Source organism: Variovorax sp. Varisp53 (genome assembly GCF_059491555.1).
In genome coordinates this window covers 685,452-711,255 of the sequence record NZ_CP168512.1, presented here as the reverse complement: position 1 = coordinate 711,255, position 25,804 = coordinate 685,452, and the positions used below count along the sequence as shown (strand labels likewise).

Below are 25,804 nucleotides of genomic sequence, written 5' to 3'. Positions count from 1 at the left end.
AGGACCCGGCACCGATGAAGACCCGCATCACCGAGCTACTCGGCATCCGCTATCCCATCGTCCAGGGCGGCATGCAGTGGGTAGGCCGCGCCGAGCTGGCCGCGGCCGTGTCGAACGCCGGGGGCCTGGGCATCGTGACGGCGCTGACGCAGCCCACGCCCGACGACCTGCGCCACGAGATCGCGCGCACCCGCACCCTGACCGACAAGCCCTTCGGCGTGAACCTCACGATCCTGCCGGCCGTGAAGCCGCCGCCCTATGCGGAGTACGTGCAGGCCATCATCGACAGCGGCGTGAAGATCGTCGAGACCGCGGGCAACAGCCCGAAGGACTTCATCGAAGCGCTGAAGCGCCATGACGTGAAGATCGTGCACAAGTGCACCTCGGTGCGCCATGCACTCTCGGCGGAACGCAACGGCGTCGATGCAGTGTCGGTGGACGGCTTCGAATGCGCGGGCCACCCCGGCGAGGACGACGTGCCCGGCCTGGTGCTGCTGCCGGTCGCGGCGCGCAAGCTGCGCATTCCGATCATCGCCTCGGGCGGCATTGCCGACGGGCGCGGCATGGCCGCCGCGCTGGCGCTGGGCGCCGAAGGAGTGAACATGGGCACGCGCTTCTGCGTGACCAAGGAAGCGCCGATCCACGACAACATCAAGCAGGCGCTGGTCGAAGCCACGGAGCGCGACACGAAGCTGATGTTTCGCACGCTGCACAACACCGCGCGCGTGTTCCGCAACGCCATCTCCGAAGAGGTCGTGGCCACCGAGAACCGTCCGGGCGGCTGCGAGTTCGAGGATGTGCGCCCACTGGTGGCCGGCGCGCGCGGCCGGGCCGCGCTGGAGTCCGGCGAGGTGCACAACGGCGTGGTCTCGGCCGGCCAGTGCATCGGGCTGATCGACGACATTCCGACTTGTGCGGAACTGCTGGAACGCATGGTGCGCGAGTGTCGGGAGCATCTGGACCGGGCGCGGTCCTGGATGCACTGAGCCTTTCTGCTCGCATCCGGGGGGCGCTCAGGCCGATGGGGTACCTTGCTCCGCGAATGTCCCCCGGCCTGCGGCCTCCTCCTTTATTTCGCTGCGCAAGGCACCCCATCGGCCTGAGCGTTCAGAGCCGCTGCTGACTGACACGACACTGGCCCATGAGGTCCGCGCGCGGCGCATTGCGGAAGCTGCATTTGTTGGCGGTTGCCGAGACTTCGTGCCGGATGGAACGGCTGCTTCGCCAGGTTCTTCTCTACAGTGGATGCCCCTGTCACTCCATACCCCAACAAGGGAACAAGGAAGGCGCAACACACCAAGCCACCGAGATGTTTGAAGGCTGCTTGCCTCGCGGCAGGTTGTCGTTGCGAAAGCAGCGATGCAGATGCGAGGTATCAAAAGGCGACGGCCGAGGTGTTACTAGCACCCCAGCCGTCTAACCAAGTTCGTGCAACACCTTGGAAGGACGCACAAAAATGGCTACCAAGACTATAGCCCGGCCCCGCACGCCGGTAGCTTCCGAAGAAAACGCCCAAGACCCGGCGGATCTTCTTGAAAACACCCTGACTCAACTCGAAGCCCTTCTGTGGGTTTGCCATGGGGACGACATCGATTGGTGCAGCGGGGATGGGCCTCGGCAACTGAATAACCTGCTTTGGCTTGCGGCTGAACTGGCTCGAAAGGCTGGGGAGCTGTTTCAGGTGAGTGAGAAGGCGCGGCGTGGGGCGCCTGAGGCTGGCGGGTAGCGGCCGGTCTGCGGGCTGCGAGTTTCGCGGCCCGCCTGGGGAGCGAGTTCTTTAGGGTACGACGGCTGAAGCCTTCGTGATGAAAGGAATTCAGCTTGGTTGAGGCTTGTGGGGGTCGGCCTCTCGGTGGCAGCTATGTGTTCCATGCTGATCGTCGACAGACAATGCGAGCATTCGCTTTGCAGCGGGCACTGTCTTTGACATCGCCATGCTGAACGGTACAGTTCCGCCAAAAACTGTCGGTCGGCATCGTCGCAGACATTGCGTATGCGTCCGGCAAAGTCCACTTGATCCTGAGGTGACTGCGACGATCGCCTAATCCCTTGGGCGCTCATGACATAAGAGCGGTTGCGGCAAGACCCGCAAGTCCTTTGAGCGTGTCGAACGCGATCCCTACACCGCGCTCCTTACTAACCTCCTTGATCTTGTCCCACATCTTCTTCTCGCGGATCGTGTCGAGCAGGTCCGCTCCTGGCATCGTCAGCTCTGGACTCTTCAAGAAGCGCCCCTCGCTGAGCGTCTGGTACTTGATGCCTTTCAGGTAGCCCATTTCCTCCAGCATCAACGCATGGCGAGCACGATCCCCATCTGGGTCTTCGCTGTTGTATGGCTGGAAGAAAACGAACTCGTCGGTCTGCTTCACGTTGAGCGCTTCTACTTCGAGAAGCACTGACCGCATGATGTCCCAATCCCTTTTCATTCGAAACGTCCTTTAAGGTACTTGCCTTCGCCACCCTTTAGCTCGCTTCTGTCGATGAGCTTGCCTTGGAAATGGAAATCAAGATCGATGCGGACGATAAGCAACTGTTCAAAATTTCCTTGGCTCTTGACCAGCACATGGTCGTTGGTTTTCTCAGGCGAGATGGTCTTAACCTCGACAAGCTTTCCGGCGATCGTGCCGTCAGCGCCGGGTGAGTGGGTCGCGAGGCGGCGAAGCCCGAACTTGATTTCTGCGTAGATTTCGCCGAGCTCACCCCATACCTGTAGGTATCGGCCTGTGTTCTCGAAGTGGCGCGCAGCACAGTCAACTAAGTCTTGGAATATCTCTGTTTGCTCAAGCATGCTGAATGGAAATCCCTCTCTGCTCTGGAAGGGCTCAACGGAATTGGCGTCGTCCTTTGGCTCATCTTCGAGCTGATCGTCGATCCACTCTTTGTCGATGTACTTCCACTCCCAAGGCGCCACGCCACAGGCAGCAGCGTCGGCTATGTCTTCCGCGCTGTAGCCGCGCTCGTTCATCTCGTAAAGAAAGTCCCAGTCACTCATGTTCCCCTCCATCCTCGATTGCTAGATAAGCCGAGCAAGCTCCATTTGTTCTTCGTACTCTGTGCGCATTCTGACAATGGCTGCACGCGCCCGCGCGGACATTTCGTGACTCTGCTTCTCCAAACGCGAAACATCGCCGTCAAGCTGAACGTCGCCTCGGGCTAGTGCCATGACCTTGTTAACTTGGATCATCAACTTGTCCTGAGCTTCGATCAAAAACTCTTGGTACGCCTCGCGACGCTCAACGATTCGCACGGATACCCTAAGCAGCAGGTCACTTGCAGAGCTCCTGTTCGCCTCATGCGCTTTGTAGTCCTTCTGCAAAAGGTCGTTCAGCCGAATCCAAGTCTCTTCTTTGTGCAGGTACTCAGCCGTCGCCTCGTGCTCGCGAATTTCCTGCATTGCCTTGTCACGCTCGCGCGTCGACTCAGCTACCTGATTATTCAAGTGGTTATACCGACGCTTCAGCGTTCGGATTGCTTCGGCCTTGCCACGAGCCAGCCATGCCATTTCGTTGACCTGAGAGAAGAACTCTCGAACCTGATACGCTGATTCCGTTTCGCCCCAAACCCACAGCTTGTTCACGCTGGCGCTCATCCCCGCAAGTTCAGTAAAAGTGATTTCCTTGTCGAGGTCGCTTTCGGGCAAGTTAGCGATCAAGCCTTGCACCTTTTGATAGTCAGCCAGCATGCCGCTGTAAATCTCTTGCCGAGCCTTTGTGACGCGATCGATCCTCGCGCGTTCATGTTCGGCTTTGATCTCTCGTTCCTGCCGCTCCCTGTCGTCGGCCAGTTGCCTGTCCTGCGATTCCCTGCTGAACTTCAGTTGCTTGTTGGTATTCCAGATGGTTACCAGCACCGCTATCGCTGGAACGACTGCTGCCCAAAAAGTCGGATCGACATACCAGTCTTTGTCCTTCTTTCCATCCTGCAGCTGAACGGTGATCGCGTTGTATGCCGGGGTCACAGGCACCGTCGCGGCATGCGGCGTACTTGGCCCGGGCACAGGTGCTGATGTTGCCTGCGCGGGAGCAGAGGCGGCGGGTAAGGGTTGGGCGACGGCAGTGGCGATCATGGCCGCGCCATTGTGCCTACAAGGACTGCAACCAGCCTGAAGCGAACATCGAACGCAGTCATACCAAAGTCGACTGCAGCCGACACCAGCCCTTCGGAGTTCTGCTTGTCCACCTCCCGTCTCTCACGAAAGCTCAGTAGTACGCCCCCGCACGTCCATCTGCAATCCGCCGCAGCGGTCGAACCGCCAACCTCACAGCCGCACTCATCGTGCGCAGGGCATCGGGTACTCCCCGCAGCGAAATAAAGGAGGAGGCCGCAGGCCGGGGGACATTCGCGGAGGGGAGTACCCGATGCCCTGCGCACACGCCCCGAAGGCGCCCCACAAGCCAGCCCGCATCTGGCTGCTGCTGGTGGCGAATGCAGTAAAGGCAATTGCCGCGCGCAAGAAGCAGGCACCGCAGTTTGCTGCGGGCGCATCAGCCGCGGTAGCGGCTCGGGTTAGCGCCCGCCATTTTCTTCATCAACCGCCGCAGCGCCGTGGCGTCCTGGTAGCCCACGGCGCCGGCCACCTGCTCGACCGTCATGCGGCTGGTTTCGAGCAGCGCGCGGGCGCGCCGCAGCCGCACGCCTTGTACCAGCGCTTGCGTGCTCTTGCCGGTGGCTTTCTCGATGTGACGCGACAGCGTGCGCTGCGACATGCAGAACTCGCGCGCCAGCTCGCTCACGGAGGGTGCGTCCGGCAGCGCCGACTCGACCCGTGCGGTGAGCCGCGTCACCAGCTCGTTGCCGTTGGCCAGCATCTCCGTCACGATGAACGGCGACTGCGCCTGGCGACCATCGATGAGCAGCATGCGCGAGACCAGATCGGTGAGCGCGCTGCCGCAACGCTCGCGCAACAGGTGCAGCATCAGGTCGGTCTGCGCGAACGCGGCGCCAGCCGTGACGACAGGGCCGTCGGAGCACACCATGCGGTCGGCATCGACGGTGCAGCCGGGCGCCATGCGCGCGAGCAGCGGTGCGTACCACCATGAAACGGTCGCGCGCCGGCCCTGGAGCAGGCCGGCGGCATTCAGCAGGAACACGGCCGAACACGAAGCCGCGACCTGGCCGCCAGACTTGGCGTGACGCACGAGGCCCGCGATGGCCTTGGCCGCGTCATCACTCTCAAGGCACCGGCGTATCTCGCCGGGCGTGTTGAGTCCGAGCCCCGGCACCACCCACGTAGAGCGATCGTCGCGGGGGCGCACGGGCAGGCGCGTGGTGTCCAGGCTCATGCCGGCGCGCAGTTGCACCGGGCCGCCGTACACCGAGCACAGTCGCCACCGGGGCGGCGCGACGCCTGCGCGCGCAGCCATCGCTTCCGCGGCGCCGAGGACGTCCATCGTGACCGCCACGCTGGAGTTGAAGGCGCCGGGCAGTACCAGCACGGTGAAGTCATGCATCTGGATGTTGGCCGATAAAGCCTTAAAGGAGTCGAATTGGACACTGCCATTCTGGCGAGGCCGAACGTTCAATACAAGCTTCACAGTTCCCTCAGGCCACATCCGCATGCCCACCATCCTCGTGAAGATTCCTCATGGCTCGTTTCCCGGCGAGAGCCGCGCCGCGCTGGTTCGCAAGATCAACGAAGCGGCAGCAGCGGCTGAGCAGATGCCCGACGAGCCCCGTGCGCGAAGCATGTGCTGGGTGCTGGTCGAGGAAGCCGCCGCAGGCGCATGGACCTGTGGCGGCGTCGACGCGACAGCGCGGCTCTTGCCCTGCACCGTGCTCGCGTACCTGCCAGCCGGTGTGCTCGATGACACATCGCGCGAGCTCTTCGTCGCACGCATTCACGCATCGTTCGAGGAAGCGCTGCCGGCGGACGACCGGCGCCGGCTCGCCACGTCCGTGGTGATGAACGAAGTGCCCGACGGCGCCTGGGGCGTGGGCGGCAAGGTCTGGCATTTACCCGACTTCGCACGCAGCGCAGGCTATGCGCATCTGCAGCATCTTGTCGATTCGGCACCGGCCGCCTGAACACCGAAGGAGAGTCCCATGGCACAACGCCCCATGAACGAAGACGACACGCTCGACGACTTCACTGCGCGCCAGATCACGCTCGATGGCATCGAAAAGAAGGTCTACGTCATGGGCCGGGGCCCGGCCGTGATCGTGATGACCGAGATGCCCGGCATCAGCCCGCACGTCGCGCGCTTCGCACGCTGGGTGCGTGGCGCGGGCTTCACCGTCTACATGCCCTCGCTGTTCGGCCGGGACGGCGCGGTGCCCGGGGCCGAGGAAGGCGTTGCGGTGTTCAAGCGGGCCTGCGTCAGCGCCGAGTTCCGGGCCTTCGCATCGAACGCGTCGAGCCCGGTGACGCAGTGGCTGCGCGCGCTCGCGCGGCTGGCGCACGAGGAATGCGGCGGGCCCGGCGTGGGCGCGATCGGCATGTGCTTCACCGGCAACTTCGCGCTCTCGATGATGATGGAGCCCGCCATGCTCGCACCGGTGGTGTGCCAGCCTTCGCTGCCGATGGACGAGCCGGCCGGCATGAACGTGGCGGCCGACGAACTGGCGGCCGTGCGCGAGCGCCTGGAACGCGAAGACCTGACCGTGATGGCCTATCGCTTCGACGGCGACCGGTTCTGCAAGGCCGAGCGCTTCGCGGCGTTCTCGCAGGCACTGGGCGAACGCTTCGTTGCACGCGTGCTGCCCGACAGCGCCGCCAACCCCGACACGCCGCCCTTCTTCGCGCAGGTGGTGGCCAGCCCGCACAGCGTGGTGACCGCGCACCTGATCGACGAAGCCGGCCAGCCGACGCTGGCGGCGCGCGACGAGATCCTGGCGTTCTTTGCGCGGCGGTTGCTCGACGCCCCACGCTGACCGGCGCTGGCGCTCTGGCAGACTTGCCCGGCAGGGCGCACCGTTCGCGCTCGCCGAGGAACCTTGTCATGCAAACCACGCCATCCACCGACGCCACGGTGCACACGCTCATCATCGACACCGACCCCGGCGCCGATGACGTGATCGCGCTGCTGTTCGCGATGGCGGCGCCCGAGCGGCTGCGCATCGAGGCGCTGACGACGGTGGCCGGCAACGTGCCGCTGGCCAAGACCTCGCGCAATGCACGGCTGGCCTGCGAATGGGCCGGGCGGCCGGAGATCCCGGTGTACGCGGGCGCCGAGCGACCCCTGCGGCGCACGCCGATCTACGCGGCCAACATCCACGGCAAGGAGGGCCTCACGGGCGTCGACGTGTACGAGCCCGCCGCGCCGCTGGCCGATGGCCATGCGGTCGACTACCTGGTGCGCACGCTGCGCGCCGCGCCCGAGAAGAGCGTGACGCTCGCGATGCTCGGCCCGCAGACCAACCTTGCACTGGCGCTCGAGCAAGCCCCCGACATCGTGCGTGGCCTGCGCGAGCTGGTGCTCATGGCCGGCGCACATTTCAACGGCGGCAACATCACGCCGGTGGCCGAGTTCAACGTGTTCGCCGATCCGCATGCGGCCGAGACGGTGCTGCTGAAGAGCGGCGTGCCCATCACCATGCTGCCGCTGGACGTGACGCACAAGATCCTCACGAGCGACGAACGCATCGCGCGGCTGCGCGGCCTCGGCAACCGGGCCGGCGCGATCGTCGCGGACATCCTCGACGCCTACGCGCCCCAGGAGATGAAGCACTACGACATGCCGGGCGGCCCGGTGCACGACGCCACCGTCACGGCCTACCTGCTGCAGCCTTCGCTCTTCAAGGGCAGGCGCATCCACGTGGAGGTAGACAGCCGCGAAGGCATGGGCTTCGGGCAGACGGTGGCCGACTGGTACGGCAGTCTGCACCGCGCGCCCAACGTGAACTGGATCGTCGACGGCGATGCGCAGGGCTTCTTCGATTTGCTGACGGAACACATCGCGCGGCTGCCCTGAGCACTCTCGCGCCGCGTTTCACGCACTTCATCGCAATCCAGTGGCAGCCGCGCTGCAGTGCGGCCACCATGCGGACTCCATCGACACCGTCCAGGAGATTCGCGATGCGCACCGTTTTCCGCCAGGTCCTGCTGCTCGCCTCGGGCTTGCTGCTGTCGTTCCAGCTCATGGCCACCGAAGCCGGCTGGCGCCAGCTGAGTCTTCCGGGTGCCGCGCCGGACGCCGCGCCCGTCGTGGTCGCGCTCTACTACCCGACACAGGCCGCCGCCCGCGCCATTCCCATGGGGCCGTTCACGGTCCGCGTGGCCATCCAGGCGCCACCCGAGGAGCGCTTCAAGGGCCTGATCGTGTTGAGCCACGGTGTCGGCGGCACCGAACTGGGCCACACCAGCCTGGCCGAAGCGCTCGCGCGGGACGGCTACCTGGTCGCGGCGCTGCGCCATCCGGGCGACAACTGGCAGGACGGCGCGTTGCTGCATCAAGGCGCGGCGGCCTACTTCACGCAACGGCCGCAGCAGATCTCCCACGTGATCGACGTGCTGTTGAAAGATCCGATGTGGAAGGACCGGATCGCTGTCGACGCGCAAGGCCCCCGCATCGGCGCACTGGGTCATTCGGCCGGCGGCTACACGGTGCTGGCGCTCGCGGGCGGGCAGGCCGACCTGTCGCGCATCGCCAGCCACTGCGCGAGCGAGCGCGCCGCCGATCCGATCTTTTGCGGCGTGGGCCGCAACGCTGGAGCGCCGACCGGCACAGTGGCGGCCCCGGCATCGCCGCTGCTGCCTTCACTGCGCGACCCTCGGGTACGCGCGGTCGTGGCGATGGCTCCAGCCGGCGTTCCCTTCACGGCCGCTTCGCTCGCGGACATCCGCGTGCCCACGCGGATCTACGAGGCGCAGCTGGATCGCTTCCTCGTTCCGCGCTTCCATGCCGAATGGGTCGCGCAGAACATGCCGGGCGCCGAACTCCAACGGATTCCCGACGCCTGGCACTTCGCCTTCATGGACACCCCATCGAGCGCGATCCCGACGGACGACGGGGACGTTCGGGCCGATCCGCCAGGCTTCGACCGCAAGGCGCTGCTGGCGCGGCTGGCCAGCGAGATTCCGGCGTTCTTCGACAAGGTGTTTGCGGCGAGCCCCGACACGAAATAGATCGCGTGCACAGGGCCCGCCGCCAATGAAAAAAGGGCCGCGCTCTCGAAGCGCGGCCCCTTTTGCCTGAACCCGGCAGCGGCTTGTCAGTGCTGCAGGATCTTGTTCAGGAAGTCCTTGGTGCGCGGCTGGCGGTTTTCCGGGTGGTTGAAGAACTCGTCCTTCGGGCAGTCTTCGAGGATCCTGCCGCCCACGTCGATGAAGATCACGCGGCTCGCAACCTTGCGGGCGAAGGCCATTTCGTGCGTGACCACCATCATGGTCATGCCTTCCTTGGCCAGGCTCACCATCACGTCGAGCACTTCGCCGACCATCTCTGGGTCGAGCGCCGAGGTGGGTTCGTCGAACAGCATCACGATCGGGTCCATCGACAGCGCACGGGCAATCGCCACGCGCTGCTGCTGGCCGCCCGACAGCTGGCCCGGGAACTTGTCTTTGTGCGCCATCAGGCCCACGCGGTCGAGCATCTTCAGGCCGCGGGTCTTGGCTTCGTCGGGCGTGCGGCCCAGCACCTTGATCTGCGCGATCGTGAGGTTCTCGGTCACCGACAGGTGCGGGAACAGCTCGAAGTGCTGGAACACCATGCCGACCTTGGAGCGCAGCTTGGGCAGGTTGGTCTTGGGGTCGTGCAGCGGAATGCCGTTGACGGTGATCTCCCCTTTCTGGAAGGGCTCGAGCGCGTTCACGGTCTTGATGAGGGTGGACTTGCCCGAGCCCGAGGGCCCGCACACCACCACCACGTCGCCCTTGGAGATGTTCACGTTGCAGTCGTTGAGCACCTGCACCGGGCCATACCACTTCGATACGTTCTTGATTTCAATCATTTTTTCGGACATTTCTTTCTCTCCGGTTCAGCCACTCAATCAGCGAATGATGGCGATCTTCTTGTGCAGGCGTTTCACCAGCCAAGAAAGGGCATAGCACATGACGAAGTAAACGACGGCCGCGAGCAGGTACGCCTCGATCGGACGGCCGAAGTTCTTGCCCGCGGTCTCGAAGCCCTTGAGCATGTCGTAGGCGCCGATGGCGTAGACCAGCGACGTATCCTGGAACAGGATGATGGTCTGCGTGAGCAGCACCGGCAGCATGTTGCGGAAGGCCTGTGGCAGCACCACGAGACGCATGTTCTGGCCGTAGGTCATGCCCACCGCCTGGCCCGCGTTCACCTGGCCGCGCGGGATCGACTGGATGCCCGCGCGCATGATCTCGCTGAAGTACGCTGCCTCGAACGCGACGAAGGTGATCACGGCCGAGATTTCGGAGCGGTAGTTGGAGCCGACCGAACCGAACAGCGAATAGAACGATGCCGGCACCAGCAGGAAGAACCACAGGATCACCATCACCAGCGGGATGCTTCGCATGCCGTTGACGTACAGCGCCGCGGGCGCATCGAGCCACTTCTTGCCCGACAGGCGCATGAGCGCCAGCAGGGTGCCGAAGATCACGCCGCCGATGGTGGCCACTATCGTCAGCATGATGCTGAAGTAGAAGCCCTTGACGACGAAGTTGCTGATGACGTCCCAGTTGTAGAACGACAGGTCGAGATTCATCATGTCAGTGTCCTCCGCCGCCGCTGCTGGCCGAGACGATGAAGCCCGGCACGCGGGTCTTCTTCTCGATGAATGCCATGAGCCGGTTGATGAGCAGGGCCGACACCACATAGCACGCAGTCACCGCGAGGTAGACCTCGATGCCGCGCGAGGTTTCTTCCTGCGCCTGCATCGCGAACATGGTGAGTTCGGCGACCGACACGGCGAAGGCGACGGACGAGTTCTTGAAGATGTTCATCGTCTCGCTCGTGAGCGGCGGGATGATGATGCGGTAGGCCATCGGCAGGATCACGTAGCGGTAGTACTGCGCGGTGGTGAAGCCCACCGCCATGCCCGCGTAGCGCTGGCCCTTGGGCAGCGCCTGGATGCCCGAGCGCACCTGCTCGGCGATGCGCGCCGACGTGAAGAAGCCCAATGCCAGCACCACGAGGATGAAGCTCGGCACACCCTTCATGACGGGAATCATGGCTGGAATCACGTGATACCAGAGGAAGATCTGCACCAGCAGCGGGATGTTGCGGAACAGCTCCACCCACGCATTGCCCAGCCGCACCAGCCACGGGCTGTCAGGCAGCGTGCGGATGATGCCGATCAGCGAGCCCAGCACCAGTGCCACGATCAACGCCAGCAGCGCAACCGACACCGTCCAGCCCCACGCCGAGAGCATCCATTGCAGGTAGCTCGGATATTCCCCCCCGGGGTCTTGCAGGAACACCTGCCAATCCCAGTTGCCCATTTGTATTTACTCCTTCTTCACCGTCTCTTCGAAAACCAGTCCCTTGAAAAGAAACGCCCACCGCGAAAGGTGGGCGTCATCACGCAGCGACGCGCGCTTATTCCTTGGTGACGTACTCTTCGGCCGGCTTGTCGTTCGGGTTGGCCCAGGCGTTCTTGGTGGCTTCGCCCAGCGGCAGGTTGATGACGACGTTTGCCGGGGGAATCGGCTTCAGGAACCACTTGTCGTACAGCTTGGCGAGCTCGCCCGACTTGGCCTGTGCCTTGATGCTGTCGTCCACGGCCTTCTTGAAGGCCGGGTCGTCCTTGCGGATCATGATGCCGATGGGTTCAACGGCCAGCACGTCCGGCAGGATCTTGTAGTCCTTCGGCGACTTCGACTTGGCGGCCAGGGCAGCCAGGATCGAGCCGTCCATCACGAAGGCGTCGGCACGGCCGGTTTCCAGCAGCAGGAAGCTGTCGGAGTGGTCCTTGCCGTAGACCTCCTTGAAGGTCAGGTTCTCGGCACGCTTCTGCTTGCGCACGGTTTGCAGGGGCGTGGTGCCGGTGGTGGTGGCGACCGTCTTGTCCTTCAGGTCGGCCAGCGAGTGGATGCCCGAGTTGGCCTTGACGACGATCTTGGTTTCTTCGACGTAGGTGGTCACGCCGAAGGCCACGTCCTTCTGGCGGGTGGCGTTGTTGGTGGTGGAGCCGCACTCGATGTCCACGGTGCCGTTCTGCACCAGGGGAATGCGGTTCTGCGAGGTCACGGGCTGGTACTTGACTTCGAGCTTCTTGCCGATGGACTTCTCGAGGTCCTTGATGATGTTGGCGCAAACGTCGTAGTGGAAGCCGGTGTACTGGCCGTTGCCCAGCGTGTACGACAGGCCGGAAGATTCACGCACGCCTTCGGTGATGGTGCCCGAAGCCTTGATCTTGGCCAGGGTGTCATTGGCCTGAGCGAAGACGCCGCTGGTGGCGAGCGCCGCGATTGCCAATGCCATTGCTTGTTTTTTCATACAGAAAACTCCTGAGGGTGACTGAAACAGATACAACTAAATTCTAGACATTCACATTTTGCGTGATACCCGGACCAACCCGGTGCATTCACACCCACGCTGCACCGGCCATGCGCATTGCAGCGCCAGCCTGGTGCGATCCTGCCTCCTGGCATTGTCCGACTTTCACTAAGCAGCCTTTGTGCCCGAAGGCTCGGCAGCCAGCGGAACCGGCGCGACCGACAGGCGCACCGGCTGCGTCAGGTTCTCGGGCACGAGCAGCGCGTCCATCTCGGCGCGCGTCATGATGCCCAGCGACTCGGCCACCAGGTCGATCGGCCCGCCCGTGGCGAGCGCGGTCTTGGCAATGAGCGCGGCCTTCTCGTAGCCGATGAGCGGGTTGAGCGCCGTGACCAGCGTGACCGATTCGCGCACCCGCTTGGCAAGGAACTCGCGGTTGGCCTCGATGCCGACGACGCAGTTCTTCTCCAGCGTGCTGCAGGCCCGGCTCAGGTGCTGGATGCTCTTGAACAGGCTCCAGCCCATGATCGGTTCGAAGGCGTTGAGCTGCAGCTGCCCGGCCTCGGACGCCAGCGTCACAGTGATGTCGTTGCCGATGACCTCGAAGGCCACCTGGTTCATCACTTCCGGGATCACCGGGTTGACCTTGCCCGGCATGATCGACGAGCCCGCCTGCCGCGCCGGCAGCCGGATCTCGCCGAAGCCGGCCTGCGGGCCGCTGGAGAGCAGGCGCAGGTCGTTGCAGGTCTTGCTGAGCTTGGTCGCCACGCGCTTGAGCACGCCCGACAGCTGCACGAAGGCGCCCGTGTCCTGCGTGGCCTCGATGAGGTTGGCGGCCTGCTTGAGCGGCACGCCGGTCTGCTCGGCCAGGTACTGGCAGGCGAGGTTCGCGTAGCCGTGCGGCGCATTGATGCCGGTGCCGATGGCGGTCGCGCCGAGGTTGATTTCCTCGATGAGGGCGCGCGCCTCGCCCAGGCGGGCCTCGTCTTCCCCAATCATGATGGCGTAGGTCAGGAACTCCTGGCCCAGCGTCATCGGCACGGCATCCTGCAGCTGCGTGCGGCCGATCTTGAGGATGTCCTTGAACTCGAGCGCCTTGGCCTCGAAGCTGCGGCGCAGCGACGCCATCGATTCGAGCAGCCGGTCGATGGCGAACCACAGCGCCAGGCGCACGGCCGTGGGGTACACGTCGTTGGTGCTCTGCGAGGCGTTGACGTGGTCGTTCGGGTGCAGCACGTCGTAGCGCGCCTTCTCGTGGCCCAGCTTCTCGAGCGCGAGGTTGCAGATGACCTCGTTGGCGTTCATGTTGGTCGAGGTGCCGGCGCCGCCCTGGATCACATCGACCACGAACTCGTCGAGCAGCTTGCCGTCGACGATGTCGTCGCAGGCCAGGATGATGGCCGCCGCGCGGTCGCGGTCGATGGCACCCAGGTCGGCGTTGGCGCGCGTGGCGGCCTTCTTCACGTAGGCCAGCGCACGCACCAGGTCGGGCATGGCCGAGATGCGGGTGCCGGAGATGGGGAAGTTCTCTACCGCACGGGCCGTGTGCACGCCCCAGTAGGCGATGGCAGGGATCTGCTTGTCGCCGAGGAAGTCGTGTTCAGTCCTGAAATTGGAGTTCATGGAGGTTCCTCGGCTTAAAAAAAAGCACGCGCAGGGCGCGTGCCGGGTCGTGCTGCTTGCAACGGCAAAAAAACTGCCGCGACTGTAGTGGCGCCGGTTCAAGGGCGCCAATGCCGTTTGCGGGGGGTCCTATGCGTGGCATTTATAGATTGTGCGTTGCACAAAATCCGGTCATCGACGCTGGGGCTGGGTGCCGACCAAATAAGACCATAACGCATCGGCCGTGCGTTTGGGCTGCAAGCCCTCGGCGGTCGAAGCCTTCGCAGCGCGGCCGCCACCGGCCCTGAGCGGGGCCGCCATGCCGGGCCGCTCGCGGTAGGCGCGGATCTCCATCGTCGCCTCCAGGCTGTCGATCTCGGGCGGCAGCGCACTCACGAGCTTGCGCGCCTTGATCTCCTTGCGCACCGCGCTCTGCGGCAAAAAGGCGATGCCATGGCCTTCGAGCGCCATGACCTTCAGGCCTTCGGCCATGTCGGTCTCGTAGACCCGGTCGAGGTGAATGGCGGTGCCCGACTCCTTGAGCAGCTGGTCGACCACGCGGCCCAGGTAGGCGCCGGGCGCATAGCCCAGGTACGGCAGAGGCTGGCCGGGGCGCCCCGGCAGCCGGTAGCGCGGGGCGCCCTCAGCGTCGGCCTTGACCCAGGGGGCCACGGTTTCCTCGCCGAGGCTGACCATCTCGTACTTGTTGGCGTCGAGTTGCAGCGGCTGCGAGGGGTGGTGATAGGCGATCAGCAGGTCGCAGCTGCCCTCGACCAGCCGCAGCACCGCGTCGTGCACGTTGAGCGCGATGAGGCGACTCTTGATCGGCCCGAAATGCTCGCGCAGGCTGGTCACCCACGAGGGAAAGAAGGTGAAGGCCAGCGTGTGCGGAACCGCGATCTCGATCACGTCCTGCCCGGCGGCGGAGTGGCCGCGCAGCATGGCGCGGGTGCTCTGCAGCGACTGCAGCATCTCGATGGCCTGGCCGTAGAGCGTCTGGCCCGCGGGCGTGAGGCGCGTGGGGTAGGAGCTGCGATCGACCAGGTCGGTGCCGGCCCAGCCCTCGAGCGCCTGGATGCGGCGCGAGAACGCGGGCTGCGTCACATGCCTCAATTGGGCCGAGCGGCTGAAGCTGCGGGTTTCCGCCAGGCTGATGAAGTCTTCGAGCCACTTTGTTTCCATACGCGGCGATTATGCGAGCGCCGCGCCATACTGGACGCCCCTCCTTTTCCCGCACTCGCCATGCCTTCAGCCGACGACCTGCTCGCCCTCAGCGCCACCGAACTCTCCCGCCGCATCGCCGCGCGCGACGTGTCCTGCCGCGAAACGATGCAGGCCTCGCTGGCCCGCATCGAGGCGCTGAACCCGCGCTTCAACGCCATCGTGTCGCTGCGCGATCCGGCGCAGCTGCTGGCCGAGGCCGGCGAGCGCGACGCCGAACTCGCACGCGGCGAACGGCGCGGCTGGATGCACGGCTTTCCGCTCGCGGTGAAGGACCTGAGCCACGCCGCAGGCCTGCCGACCTCGATGGGTTCGCCGTTGTCGCCGCGCTCGCCGGCACGCACCGACAGCCTGCACGTGGCGCGCGCCAGGGCAGCCGGCGCCATCGTGATCGGCAAGACCAACACGCCTGAATTCGGGCTCGGCTCGCACACCTACAACACGGTGTTCGGCATCACGCGCAACGCCTACGCGCCAGAGCGCAGCGCGGGCGGCAGCAGCGGTGGCGCCGCCGTGGCGCTGGCCCTGGGCATGCTGCCCGTGGCGGATGGCAGCGACATGATGGGCTCGCTGCGCAACCCCGCGGCCTTCAACAACGTGATCGGCATGCGGCCCTCGCGCGGACGCGTGCCGGGCAACCCGGACGAGGAACTCTTCTTCCAGCAACTGGGCTGCGAAGGCCCGATGGCGCGCACCGTGGAAGACGCGGCGCGGCTGCTGGCCGTGCAGGCCGGCTTCGACACGCGCGTGCCGCTGTCGTCGCCCAACGCCCTGCCCTCGCCCGATGCACTGCAGCTCGACGGCGACGGCAAGGGACTGCGCATCGGCTGGCTCGGCAGCGTCTGGCCCGACCTGCCTCTGGCGCCCGGCATCCGCGAACTCGGCGAGAAGGCGCTCGACACCTTCCGCACCATCGGCTGCGAGGTCGAGCCCTGCACGCTCGACGTGCCACGCGAGCACAACTGGAGCGCATGGCTGCGGTTGAGGCAGCTGCTGGTGGGCGGCAAACTGGGCGCCTACCGGAACGACCCGAAGCTGTTCGCGCAGCTCAAGCCCGAGGCGCAATGGGAGATCGAGCAGAGCCGGCACCTGGATGCGGCCTCGCTTTACCAGGCCTCGGTTTACCGCTCGAACGTGTACCGCGCGTTCCTCAGGCTGTTCGAGCGCTTCGACTTCGTGCTGGCGCCGACCGCGCAGGTGTTTCCGTTCGACGCGGAAATGCACTGGCCGAAGGAAGTCGCTGGCGTAGCGAGCGACACGTACCACCGCTGGATGGAGATCGTCACGCCGTTCACGCTGGCGGGGCTGCCGACGCTGAATGTGCGCGCCGGCTTCGGCGAAGGCGGGCTGCCGATGGGGCTGCAGCTGGCGGGGCCAATCCATGCGGACCTCGATGTGCTGCGGCTGGGGCATGCGTATGACCAAGCCTGTGGCTGGGCCGCTCATCGCCCCCCAGTATTGGTTTGACTCCCTCCCCCGCTGGGGGAGGGCTGGGGTGGGGGCAAGCGGCGCATCCATCGCGCGCCCTGCCTGCCCCCATCCCAACCTTCCCCCAGAGGGGGAAGGAGCAAGACGCTGGATGGAGATCGTCACTCGTTCGCGCTGGCGGAGCTTCCCATTGCCCTCCGGTCTTGGCTTGACTCCCTCCCCCGCTGGGGGAGGGCTGGGGTGGGGGCCCAAGCGGCGTATCCATCGGGCGCTCTGCCTGCCCCCATCCCAACCTTCCCCCAGAGGGGGAAGGAGCAAGGCATCAGATGGGGGTGAGGACGCCGCGCCCCGCGAAGTGCCCTTCGGCATTCGCAAGGAAATGGTCCACCGACTTCTGCGTCGCCTCGGGCGACCAGCCGGCCATGTGCGGCGTCAGCAGCACGTTGTCGAGGCCGACCAGCGGCTCGGGCCGCTTCGGCTCGCTCTCGTACACGTCGAGGCCGGCTCCCGCAATGCGGTTCTCGCGCAATGCCGCCGCCAGCGCCTCGGTATCGACCACGCTGCCGCGCCCGATGCTCACCAGGTAGCCCTGCGGCCCCAGCGCGTCGAGCACTTCGGCATTGACCAGATGCTTCGTCGCGGGTCCGCCCGGCGCGGCCAGCACCAGGAAGTCGGCCCAGCCTGCCATCGACTTCAGGTCGTCGAAATAGCGGTGCGCGGAGCCTTCCTTCGGCTTGCGGTTGTGATAGCCGACCTCCATGTCGAACGCCGCCGCCCGCTTCGCGATCTTCTGTCCGATGGTGCCCAGCCCCAGAATGCCCAGCTTCTTGCCCGACACGTTCGGCGGCTGCGGAATCGCTTCGCGCCACACGCCTTCGCGGCACAGCCGGTCGAGCTTGCGGAACTCGCGCACGATGCCGATCAGCAGGCCGAAGGCGTGATCGGCCACGCAGTCGTCGTTGGTGCCCGCGCCATTGGCCGTGGCGATGCCGCGCGCACGCGTCACCTCGAGCGGCACGCCCTCGTAGCCCGCACCCATGCAGCAGATCAGCTCCACCGCCGGCATGGCCGCGATCTCCTCGGGCGTGATGCCGATGACGCCGATGGTCAGCACCGCGCGGAACTTCTTGCCGTGCTCGGCGATGGCAGCCGCGCGCTGCGCGTCGCCGAAGGCATAGGTCATGTCGTAGACCTCGGCAATCTGGGCCTGGTGGGCGCTCGACAGGCTGTTGAGCACCAGCAGGGGAATCTTGGTCGACACGTGGGAACTCCTGAACGAAAAAATGAAATGGATGATCGCGCTACATCAGCGGCGCCGCTTCGCTCTTCTGCAAAGCCCACATCTGGGCATAACGGCCCTGCTTCGCGAGCAGCTCGGCGTGCGTGCCGCGCTCGACGATCACGCCGGCTTCCAGCACCAGGATCTCGTGCGCGTCGACCACCGTCGACAGGCGGTGCGCGATGACCAGCGTGGTCTTGTCCTGCGCGGCGCTCTTCAGCTCCGACTGGATGGCGCGCTCATTGGCCGAGTCGAGCGCCGAAGTGGCCTCGTCGAAGATCACGATCGGCGGGTTCTTCAGCAGCGTGCGCGCGATGGCCACGCGCTGCTTCTCGCCGCCCGAGAGCTTGAGCCCGCGCTCGCCCACGGTGGTGTCGTAGCCCTTGGGCGTGGCCGAGATGAAGTCGTGGATGCGCGCGGCGCGGGCGGCGGCCTCCACCTCTTCGCGCGAGGCGCCCGGGCGGCCATAGGCGATGTTGTATTCGACCGTGTCGTTGAACAGCACCGTGTCCTGCGGCACGATGCCGATCGCGCGGCGCACGCTCGACTGCGTGACTGCGCGGATGTCCTCGCCGCCGATCGTGATGCGGCCCTGCTGCACGTCGTAGAAGCGGTAGAGCAGCCGCGCGAGCGTGGACTTGCCCGAGCCCGAGGGGCCGACCACGGCCACCGTCTTGCCGGCCGGGATCTCGAAACTCACATGCTTGAGGATGGGGCGAGCGGGCTCGTAGGCGAAGCTGACGTCTTCGAAGCGCACGGTGGCGTCGGCGCCGGCCAGCGGCTGCGAGCCGGGCGCGTCGCGCACCTCGCGCTCCTTCTCCATCAGCACGAACATCTTGTCGAGGTCGGTCAGGCTCTGCTTGATCTCGCGGTAGATCACGCCCAGAAAGTTGAGCGGAATGTAGAGCTGGATCATGAAGGCGTTGACCATCACCAAGTCGCCCAGCGTCATGCGCCCGTCGACCACGCCCGAGGTGGCGCGCCACAGCATCAGCACCAGGCTGATGGCGATCAGCGCCTGCTGGCCGGTGTTGAGCATGCTCAGCGTGCGCTGGCTCTTGATGGCGGCCTTGCGGTAGCGGTCGAGGCTGGCGTCGTAGCGGCCGGCCTCGAAGTCCTCGTTGTTGAAGTACTTGACGGTCTCGTAGTTCAGCAGCGAATCGACCGCGCGGCTCTGCGCCACCGAGTCGAGCTCGTTCATGGTCTTGCGGAACTGCGTGCGCCACTCGGTCACCGTGACGGTGAACGTGATGTACAGCACCAGCGCGGCCGCCGTGATCCAGACGAACAGCGAGTCGAACTTCACGCCCAGGATGGTGAGCACCAGCACCAGTTCGATGATGGTCGGCACGATGCTGTAGAGCGACATCGAGATCAGCGAGTGCACGCCGCGCGTGCCGCGCTCGATGTCGCGCGTCATGCCGCCGGTCTGGCGCTCCAGGTGGAAGCGCAGGCTCAGCGAATGCAGGTGGCGGAACACCTCCAGCGCGATCTGCCGCGCCGTGCCCTCGGTGGCCTTGGCGAAGATCAGCTCGCGCAGCTCGCCGAACAGCGAGGTCGAGAAGCGCAGCAACCCGTAGGCCAGCAGCAGCCCGATGGGCACGATGAGCAGCGCCTGCGCCATGTCAGGCTTGGGCGTCATCGTGTCGACCAGGTTCTTCAACAGCACCGGCACGCCGACGTTGGCAACCTTGGCGCCCACCATGAAGCCCAGCGCCGCGGCCACCCGCCACTTGTACTGCCAGAGGTAGGGGAACAGACGGCGAAGGGTCGCCCAGTCGGAACGGTCGCTGCGCGCCGGCGGATGGCTGCCGGCCGTGTGGGGGGAAGGAAGGGCTTCGCCGCTGCGGCGCATAGGGGACAATCGTGGTTGCTTGTTTGTTCCAGATTGTGCCCATGTCAGATACTTCCAGTGCCGCCGCCGCGGCCACCCTCAAAAGCCTGCCCACCGACATGGAGCTGGTGCTCAAGGTCATTCCGATGCCGGCGGACTGCAACGCCAACGGCGACATCTTCGGCGGCTGGGTCATGGCGCAGTGCGACCTGGCCGGCTCGGTGATTCCGGCGCGCTACGCCAAGGGCCGCCAGGCCACGGTGGCGGTCAACGAATTCATCTTCAAGCAGCCGGTGCGGCTGGGCGACATTCTTTCGTTCTATTCGAAGCTGGTGCGCATCGGGCGCACCTCGGTCACGGTGACCGTCGAGGTGTTCGCCGAGCGCTTCCGCGCCCAGGGCGAGTACATCAAGGTCACGCAGGCGACCTTCACCTACGTGGCGATCGACGACAACGGCCGCCCGCGAGTGATCGAGCAACAGCCCTGAACGAGTTCAGACGCCCGGGTCGCGTACGCGCTCGAAGCGCTCGAACTCGCGGTTGACCCAGCGCCCCTCGCGGCGCTCGACGCGGCGGATGTACACGGTCTGCACGATGTCCCGCGTGTGCGCGTCGATCTCTATCGGGCCGCGCGGGCTGTCGAGCCGCACGCCCCGAAACGCATCCACCAGCCGCTCGCCAACCACGCCACCATGCGCCGCGGGCGAGGCCATCGCCGCGTCGATGGCCGCGAGCGCATCGTGGGCCGCGACCGCGAAATACCCCGGACGCAGGTGATCGCCGTACTCCGCCCGGAACGCCGACGTGAACCGGCGGTTGGCCGGCGACTCGTGCGCGAATGAATAGTGGTGGCTGGTGACGAGCCCGTCGGCCAGCTCGCCGATGCCCTCGAGGTAGTGGTCGTCGGTGGCGTCGCCGGTCGCGAGCAGGCGAATGCCGGCGTCGGCCATGCCACGGTCGCGCCAGAACTTCAGGAAGGTGGCCGGCATCTGCCCCGACGGCAGGAAGAAGAACACCGCCTGTGGCTTGAGTTCGCGCAGCCGCAGCATGTAGGCCGAGTAGTCGAGCGTGGCCAGCGGCACCCGCAGCATCGCGCCGACCCGGCCTCCACCCGCGGTGATGCCCGATACGAAAGCGCTTTCGGCATCGACGCCCGAGGCGTAGTCGGCCACCACGGTGCAGACGTCGCGCAAGCCTTGCTGGAGCGCCCAGCGCGCCAGCGGCAGCGTGACCTGCCCGATGGTGAAGGACACCCGCACCGCGAACGGGCAGCGCGCCGTGATGCCCGAGGAGGCTGCGTTCATCACCACCAGGGGCATCTTCGCCTGCGTGGCGACGCTGCCCACGGCATAGGCGTTGGAGCTGAAATCCAGGCCCGCCAGCAGGTCGACGCGCTCGCTTTCCACGAGGTCCAGCGCATGGCGGCGCGCCTGGTCGGGCGCGCTGCCGGGCACATCGCGCCGCAGCAGTTCGACCGGCCGGCCCGCGCTATTCTGGTTGTGTGCCGCCAGCCAGACGGCCATGCCGGCATCGAACTGCCGGCCACCGCCCGCATAAGGGCCGGACCACGAACCGATGACGCCGATGCGCAGCGGGCGCACCCGCGCCAAGGCCAGCGAGGGGGCTGCCAGGGCACCTGCCAGCAAACCGAAAGTACGCCGGCGCGAAATGCGAAATGCTACTTTTTCAGTAGCATCATTTGCCTGCGGGCCGGGCGTTGCGGGGGTTCTTTTCTCTTGCACGCCGCGCAGTGTACGTATGCAGGCCCCGGCCCGGGAAGCGCCTCAGACCTTGGAGAAATCCGGCTTGCGCTTCTCCATGAACGCGCCGAAGGCCTCGCGCGCCGCCGGTTCGCGCAGCATGCGGCCGAAGCTCGCACCCTCCTCGCCCATGCGCTCCAGCACGGCGGGCATCTGCGCCTTCTTCAGCAGGCGCTTGGTTTCCACCAGCGCGCTCAGCGGCTTGGCGGCGAGCTTGCGGGCCTGCGCCTGCGCGATGGCGTTGGCCTCGGTCGGCGGCACCACGCGGTTGACCAGGCCCACCTCCAGCGCGGCCTCGGCCATGAAGGGCTCGCCCAGCAACAGCGCCTCGGCCGCACGGTGGTAACCCAGCATCTGCGGCACCAGCAGGCTGGACGCCGCTTCGGGGCACAGGCCGAGGTTCACGAAGGGCATCGAGAAGGCGGCGTTGTCGCCCGCGTAGACCAGGTCGCAGTGGAACAGCATCGTGGTGCCGATGCCCACGGCCGGGCCGCACACGGCCGCGACGATGGGCTTGGGGAAGGTCGCGATGCCGCGCAGGAAGCGGAACACCGGCGACTCCTGCGTGGACGGCGGGGCGTTGAGGAAGTCGCCGATGTCGTTGCCCGCGCTGAAGATCGTCGGGTCGCCCTGGATCAGCACGCAGCGCACGGCCGCATCGCTCTCGGCGGTGGCCAGCGCATCGGCCAGTTCGGCGTACATGCCGCTGGTGATCGAGTTCTTCTTGTCGACGCGGTTGAAAGTGAGGGTCATCACACCGGCTTCGGTGTGGACGAGGATGTCGCTCATGGGTGGTCCTTGGATGAATGGATGGATTGGCGCCGCAGTCAGGCGCAAAGGGCTTCGCGGACGAAATCGAGGCGGTCTTGCCCCCAGAACATCTCGCTGCCGACGAACATGGTGGGAGCGCCGAACACGCCGCGCTCCACGGCTTCCTGTGTGACGGCCTTGAGGCGGTCCTTGGTTTCCTGCGCCCCGGCCAGCGCGAGCAGGCCCGCGGCGTCGAAGCCCGCATTCTGCAAGACGGCACCGACGATTGCCGGGTCGTTGAGATTCTTCGGCTCGACCCACATCGCGTGGAAGACCGCGTCGACATACGCACCGAAGCGCGCCGGCTCCTTCATCTGGATGCCGGTAGCGCCGCGCATCAGCAGCAGCGTGTTGATGGGGAAATGCGGGTTGTGCACGAAAGGCACGCCGTAGCGCTTCGCGAAGCGCTGCAGGTCGACGGTCATGTACGGGCCCTTGGGCTTGATCTCGGCGGGCGAATGGTTGCCCGTGGCCTGGAACACGCCGCCCAGCAGCATGGGCTTCCACACCAGCTCGGCGCCGGTGTCGGCGCATACGTGCGGCAGCTGCGTTGCGGCCAGGTAGGCGGCGGGGCTGCCGAAGTCGAAATAGAAGTCGACGGATTTGGTCATGGGTGCCTTCTCAAGGGAGCTTTGCGTTCGAGAGCTGCTGTTCAGGGCGCGTGCACAGGCCACCGGGTACTCCCCTCCGCGAATGTCCCCCGGCTTCGCCTCCTCCTTTATTTCGCTGCGGGGAGCACCCGGTGCCCTGTGCACAACGAGCGCTGCTCTTGTGCTGGCCGATCAACAAGTGCTCTGATCGATCACGCTGGCGGGGTGCCTTGCGCAGCGAAATAAAGGAGGAGGCCGCAGGCCGGGGGACATTCGCGGAGCAAGGTACCCCGTCGGCGTGAGCGCGCCCTGAAGCACCCCAAACCCGGCGAATCGAACAGCAAGCCGTCATCTCAGAATTTCTCGGACCAGGGCCGCAGATCGAGCTCGTGCGTCCATGCATCGCGCGGTTGCGAATGCAGCATCCAGTAGCTGTCGGCGATGTGGTCGGGGTTCAGGATGCCGTCACTGTCCTTCAGTGCATAGCGCTCGGGGAAGTTGCTGCGGATGAACTCGGTGTCGATGGCGCCGTCGACCACCACGTGCGCCACGTGAATGCCCTGCGGCCCCAGTTCGCGCGCCATCGACTGGGCCAGCGCGCGCAGTGCCATCTTCGCGCCCGAGAAGGCGCCGAAGTTGGCCGCACCGCGCAGCGATGCCGTCGCGCCCGTGAAGATGATCGTGCCGCGATGCCCGCCTTCCGGCATGTCGCGCGCCACCATCCGCTTGGCCACCTCGCGCCCGTTGAGAAAGCCCGAGAAGCAGGCCATCTCCCACACCTTGAAGTACTTGCGCGCGGTCTCGCTCAGGATGCTCTCGGGCACGTTGGCCCCGATGTTGAACACCATCACCTCGATCGGCCCGACCGTCGATTCGATCTGCTCGACGAGCGCGACCACTTCCTCTTCCTTGCGCGCGTCGCATGCGAAGGCATGTGCGCGGCCGCCGTCGGCCTCGATCTGCGTCACCAGCGGCTGCAGCTTGTCGAGGCTGCGCCGCGTGACGCAGGTGGCGAAGCCTTCGCGCGCGAAGCGGCGGGCGATGGCGCCGCCGGTGGCGTCGCCCGCGCCCACGATGAGTGCGGCCTTGGTGAGCGCCATGACGGTCATTCCTTGTAGTAGACGATCTGATTGGACGTGGCGAGCAACGTGCCGCCTTCGCTCCAGAGCTGCGCAGCCTGGTCGAAGAAGCCGCTGCTGAACTGCTGCCCCGTCGCGCTGCCGAGCAGGTAACCCGTGCCGACCTCGGCCAGCTGCGCCGCATCGGCATGGAAATACGTGGTGATCGACACCGTGCCCACCGGCACCCGCGTGGCGCGGCGCAGCCACACGCGTGGGAAGAACAGGTCGCTCATGGCCGCGAGCGAGGCGAAGTCGAGCGCGCGTTGCTGCGCATCGCGCACCCAGAGCCGGCTCTCGCTGTGATGGCCGCTGCCGTCCCATTTCGAAGGAATGCTGCCGCTGATAGGCCGCATCTCGTACTGGCCGATCCACGCCACGCCCGACGGGCCGATGCTCATGCGCTCGACCATCTCGGGCCGCGGCACCTCGGGCATCGGCAGGTCGTTGCCGTTCCAGGTCTCGCGGCGCACGGCGGTCACCACGGTGGCGGTGGTCGTCATGTTCGGCGCGCCGCTCGGGCCGGCCTGCGTGATCTGCACCGTCCAGTGCTGCGTCGAGCGGTTGGTGCGCACGGCGGTGGCCTGGATGTCGAACGCGCCGGCTTCGAGCGCCGCCGCGTAGTTCACCGTGAGCGCGATCGGCACGCCGAGCAAGTCGGGATGCTTCAGCACCGCCTGCAGCGCCAGCGCCGCGGTGGTGCCGCCGAAAGGGCCGACCATGTTCCAGTAGTCGGGGCTGGTCATGCCCGTGAAGTGCCCCACGCGGATGTCGCTGTGGTGGATCGCCAGGGCCTTGTCGAAGGGGTGCGTGCTCGTCGTCATGATCGGCAGTGTGCCTCCGGTGGATGGCGTCACGCAGTCGTGTGCGGGACGTTGGCGTGCTGCAGCGCAGTAAGCGACGCCAGCCGATGCAGCTTGTCGAGCGTGCTCGGCCAGAGGCTCTGGCTGAACTGCTCGCGGAAGAAGCCGAAGTGGCCGATGCGCCGGGCCTGCACGTCGGCCGGCGCAATGCGCTCCACCGCGCTCGGCGCGCCGGCATAGAAGCTCACGAGGCTTTCGGTGCCGGCGAGCGTCATGAGTTCGTCGTCGGTCATCGACAGCGCGAGCACCGGGAAGCGCACGCGGCCGTAGCTGCGCAGTGCCGCCTCGCCTTCCGCGCCGACGCTGTAGCGCGGGTTCAGGCACCAGCGCCGCCATTGCAGGATCACGCCGCGCGGCAGGTCGCCGACCTTCTTCAGACGGCGGCCCGGGAAGTAGCCGCACAGCCGCGTGACCAGCGGCACGAGCACGAACCAGAAGTAGAGGATGCTGCGCTTGAGCTTGGGCGCGTTCTCGCGCCAGTAGCCGCTGCCCGCGGCGATGCTGACGAGGCCGTCGACCTGCTCGGGGCGCTGCAGGAAACCCGGCAGCTGCGCGCCGAGGCTGTGGCCCAACAGGTAGAGCGGCTGGCCGGGCAGCGCCGCCTTGGCCGCGTCGATCACCGACTCGTAGTCGCAAGCCCAGTCGAGCAGGTCGGCCTTGAAGCCGCGCAGCGTCGCGTTGCCGCGCGAGTCGCCCGAGCCCCGGTAGTCGAAGGTCCAGACGCGCAGGCCCTGCTGCGCGAGCCATCGCGCGAAGGGCTCGTAGAAGGACTGGCGCACGCCCATCGCGCCACCGATCACGATGCTGGCGCGCGGTGCGCCGGCGGGTTCGTAGTGGCGCACCGCCAGTTGCTGTGCGCCGCCGTCGACCTTCAGAACTTCCTGATGCATGCTCGTTTCTCCAAAACGGTTACGGCTCATTCGCCAAACACCGCGGAACCGGCTTCGCCGGG

General features: G+C 66.0%; 25 protein-coding genes. 7 read left to right on the top strand and 18 right to left on the bottom strand.

The features are described 5' to 3' along the window. The first annotated feature begins 14 nt into the window (after positions 1-14). Complete coding sequence (locus ACEOAB_RS03170; protein WP_413749595.1) at positions 15-986, top strand: NAD(P)H-dependent flavin oxidoreductase; 972 nt, start codon at positions 15-17, stop codon at positions 984-986. 1,071 nt (positions 987-2,057) lie between these two features. Here ACEOAB_RS03170 and ACEOAB_RS03165 read toward each other — a convergent pair. The 4 genes from ACEOAB_RS03165 to ACEOAB_RS03150 form a co-directional block, all read right to left on the bottom strand. After that, positions 2,058-2,426 (bottom strand): DUF2513 domain-containing protein, encoded by a 369-nt coding sequence (locus ACEOAB_RS03165; RefSeq protein ID WP_413749594.1) that lies wholly within the window; start codon positions 2,424-2,426, stop codon positions 2,058-2,060. Next, a complete protein-coding gene (locus ACEOAB_RS03160) occupies positions 2,423-2,992 on the bottom strand; it encodes a hypothetical protein (RefSeq protein WP_413749593.1) in 570 nt (189 codons plus the stop codon). Before ACEOAB_RS03160 ends, ACEOAB_RS03165 begins: the two co-directional genes overlap by 4 nt. A 21-nt stretch (positions 2,993-3,013) precedes the next feature. Beyond that, a complete protein-coding gene (locus ACEOAB_RS03155) occupies positions 3,014-4,066 on the bottom strand; it encodes a hypothetical protein (protein WP_413749592.1) in 1,053 nt (350 codons plus the stop codon). 418 nt (positions 4,067-4,484) lie between these two features. Continuing rightward, the gene (locus ACEOAB_RS03150) at positions 4,485-5,450 is read right to left on the bottom strand and encodes a GlxA family transcriptional regulator (protein ID WP_413749591.1); all 966 of its coding nucleotides are present in this window, start codon (positions 5,448-5,450) and stop codon (positions 4,485-4,487) included. A 106-nt stretch (positions 5,451-5,556) separates the two neighbouring features. On the opposite strand from ACEOAB_RS03150, the gene ACEOAB_RS03145 reads away from it, so the two are divergent. The 4 genes from ACEOAB_RS03145 (at position 5,557) to ACEOAB_RS03130 (ending at position 9,064) form a co-directional block, all read left to right on the top strand. Continuing rightward, positions 5,557-6,024 carry a tautomerase family protein gene (locus ACEOAB_RS03145; RefSeq protein WP_056597567.1) on the top strand — a complete coding sequence of 156 codons (468 nt, stop codon included), beginning with the start codon at positions 5,557-5,559 and terminating at the stop codon, positions 6,022-6,024. Between the two features lie 18 nt (positions 6,025-6,042). Then, positions 6,043-6,870: a dienelactone hydrolase family protein gene (locus tag ACEOAB_RS03140; RefSeq protein ID WP_413749590.1), complete on the top strand. Its 828-nt coding sequence runs from the start codon at positions 6,043-6,045 to the stop codon at positions 6,868-6,870. Positions 6,871-6,938: 68 nt separating this feature from the next. Beyond that, positions 6,939-7,910, top strand: a complete 972-nt coding sequence (locus ACEOAB_RS03135; RefSeq protein WP_413749589.1) for a nucleoside hydrolase — start codon at positions 6,939-6,941, stop codon at positions 7,908-7,910. A 104-nt stretch (positions 7,911-8,014) separates the two neighbouring features. Beyond that, positions 8,015-9,064: an alpha/beta hydrolase family protein gene (locus tag ACEOAB_RS03130; RefSeq protein ID WP_413749588.1), complete on the top strand. Its 1,050-nt coding sequence runs from the start codon at positions 8,015-8,017 to the stop codon at positions 9,062-9,064. Positions 9,065-9,150: 86 nt separating this feature from the next. Here ACEOAB_RS03130 and ACEOAB_RS03125 read toward each other — a convergent pair whose 3' ends face one another. The 6 genes from ACEOAB_RS03125 to ACEOAB_RS03100 all read right to left on the bottom strand — a co-directional run bounded on the left by ACEOAB_RS03125 (position 9,151) and on the right by ACEOAB_RS03100 (position 15,131). Next, complete coding sequence (locus ACEOAB_RS03125; RefSeq protein WP_056513337.1) at positions 9,151-9,888, bottom strand: amino acid ABC transporter ATP-binding protein; 738 nt, start codon at positions 9,886-9,888, stop codon at positions 9,151-9,153. Between the two features lie 39 nt (positions 9,889-9,927). Then, on the bottom strand, positions 9,928-10,617 hold the full coding sequence (locus tag ACEOAB_RS03120; protein ID WP_007838246.1) for an amino acid ABC transporter permease: 690 nt from the start codon (positions 10,615-10,617) through the stop codon (positions 9,928-9,930). Position 10,618: 1 nt separating this feature from the next. Next, a complete protein-coding gene (locus ACEOAB_RS03115; protein WP_413749586.1) occupies positions 10,619-11,350 on the bottom strand; it encodes an amino acid ABC transporter permease in 732 nt (243 codons plus the stop codon). A 97-nt stretch (positions 11,351-11,447) separates the two neighbouring features. Further along, positions 11,448-12,347, bottom strand: coding sequence for an amino acid ABC transporter substrate-binding protein (locus ACEOAB_RS03110; RefSeq protein ID WP_413749585.1), 900 nt, complete (start codon positions 12,345-12,347; stop codon positions 11,448-11,450). Positions 12,348-12,515: 168 nt separating this feature from the next. Then, positions 12,516-13,970: an aspartate ammonia-lyase gene (locus ACEOAB_RS03105; RefSeq protein WP_413749584.1), complete on the bottom strand. Its 1,455-nt coding sequence runs from the start codon at positions 13,968-13,970 to the stop codon at positions 12,516-12,518. Between the two features lie 171 nt (positions 13,971-14,141). Beyond that, on the bottom strand, positions 14,142-15,131 hold the full coding sequence (locus tag ACEOAB_RS03100; protein WP_056597574.1) for a LysR substrate-binding domain-containing protein: 990 nt from the start codon (positions 15,129-15,131) through the stop codon (positions 14,142-14,144). 60 nt (positions 15,132-15,191) lie between these two features. Here ACEOAB_RS03100 and ACEOAB_RS03095 point away from each other — a divergent pair, with 60 nt between their 5' ends. Next, a complete protein-coding gene (locus ACEOAB_RS03095; RefSeq protein WP_413749583.1) occupies positions 15,192-16,637 on the top strand; it encodes an amidase in 1,446 nt (481 codons plus the stop codon). Positions 16,638-16,920: 283 nt separating this feature from the next. Here ACEOAB_RS03095 and ACEOAB_RS03090 read toward each other — a convergent pair whose 3' ends face one another. Together ACEOAB_RS03090 and ACEOAB_RS03085 are read right to left on the bottom strand one after the other, a co-directional pair. Then, a complete protein-coding gene (locus ACEOAB_RS03090; protein ID WP_413750787.1) occupies positions 16,921-17,859 on the bottom strand; it encodes a 2-hydroxyacid dehydrogenase in 939 nt (312 codons plus the stop codon). Between the two features lie 40 nt (positions 17,860-17,899). Then, positions 17,900-19,732, bottom strand: a complete 1,833-nt coding sequence (locus tag ACEOAB_RS03085; protein WP_056597577.1) for an ABCB family ABC transporter ATP-binding protein/permease — start codon at positions 19,730-19,732, stop codon at positions 17,900-17,902. 41 nt (positions 19,733-19,773) lie between these two features. Here ACEOAB_RS03085 and ACEOAB_RS03080 point away from each other — a divergent pair, with 41 nt between their 5' ends. Next, complete coding sequence (locus tag ACEOAB_RS03080; RefSeq protein WP_007834091.1) at positions 19,774-20,199, top strand: acyl-CoA thioesterase; 426 nt, start codon at positions 19,774-19,776, stop codon at positions 20,197-20,199. A gap of 6 nt (positions 20,200-20,205) precedes the next feature. Here ACEOAB_RS03080 and ACEOAB_RS03075 read toward each other — a convergent pair whose 3' ends face one another. The 6 genes from ACEOAB_RS03075 to ACEOAB_RS03050 form a co-directional block, all read right to left on the bottom strand. Then, a complete protein-coding gene (locus tag ACEOAB_RS03075) occupies positions 20,206-21,312 on the bottom strand; it encodes an ABC transporter substrate-binding protein (RefSeq protein ID WP_495653825.1) in 1,107 nt (368 codons plus the stop codon). A 183-nt stretch (positions 21,313-21,495) separates the two neighbouring features. Next, a complete protein-coding gene (locus ACEOAB_RS03070) occupies positions 21,496-22,260 on the bottom strand; it encodes an enoyl-CoA hydratase (RefSeq protein ID WP_413750786.1) in 765 nt (254 codons plus the stop codon). Positions 22,261-22,298: 38 nt separating this feature from the next. After that, on the bottom strand, positions 22,299-22,892 hold the full coding sequence (locus ACEOAB_RS03065) for a 2-hydroxychromene-2-carboxylate isomerase (protein ID WP_056597579.1): 594 nt from the start codon (positions 22,890-22,892) through the stop codon (positions 22,299-22,301). Positions 22,893-23,224: 332 nt separating this feature from the next. Next, positions 23,225-23,971 (bottom strand): SDR family oxidoreductase, encoded by a 747-nt coding sequence (locus ACEOAB_RS03060; RefSeq protein ID WP_413750190.1) that lies wholly within the window; start codon positions 23,969-23,971, stop codon positions 23,225-23,227. 5 nt (positions 23,972-23,976) lie between these two features. Next, positions 23,977-24,813 (bottom strand): acyl-CoA thioesterase, encoded by an 837-nt coding sequence (locus ACEOAB_RS03055; RefSeq protein WP_413750189.1) that lies wholly within the window; start codon positions 24,811-24,813, stop codon positions 23,977-23,979. Between the two features lie 29 nt (positions 24,814-24,842). Next, complete coding sequence (locus ACEOAB_RS03050) at positions 24,843-25,742, bottom strand: alpha/beta hydrolase family protein (RefSeq protein ID WP_413750188.1); 900 nt, start codon at positions 25,740-25,742, stop codon at positions 24,843-24,845. Positions 25,743-25,804 lie beyond the last annotated feature (62 nt).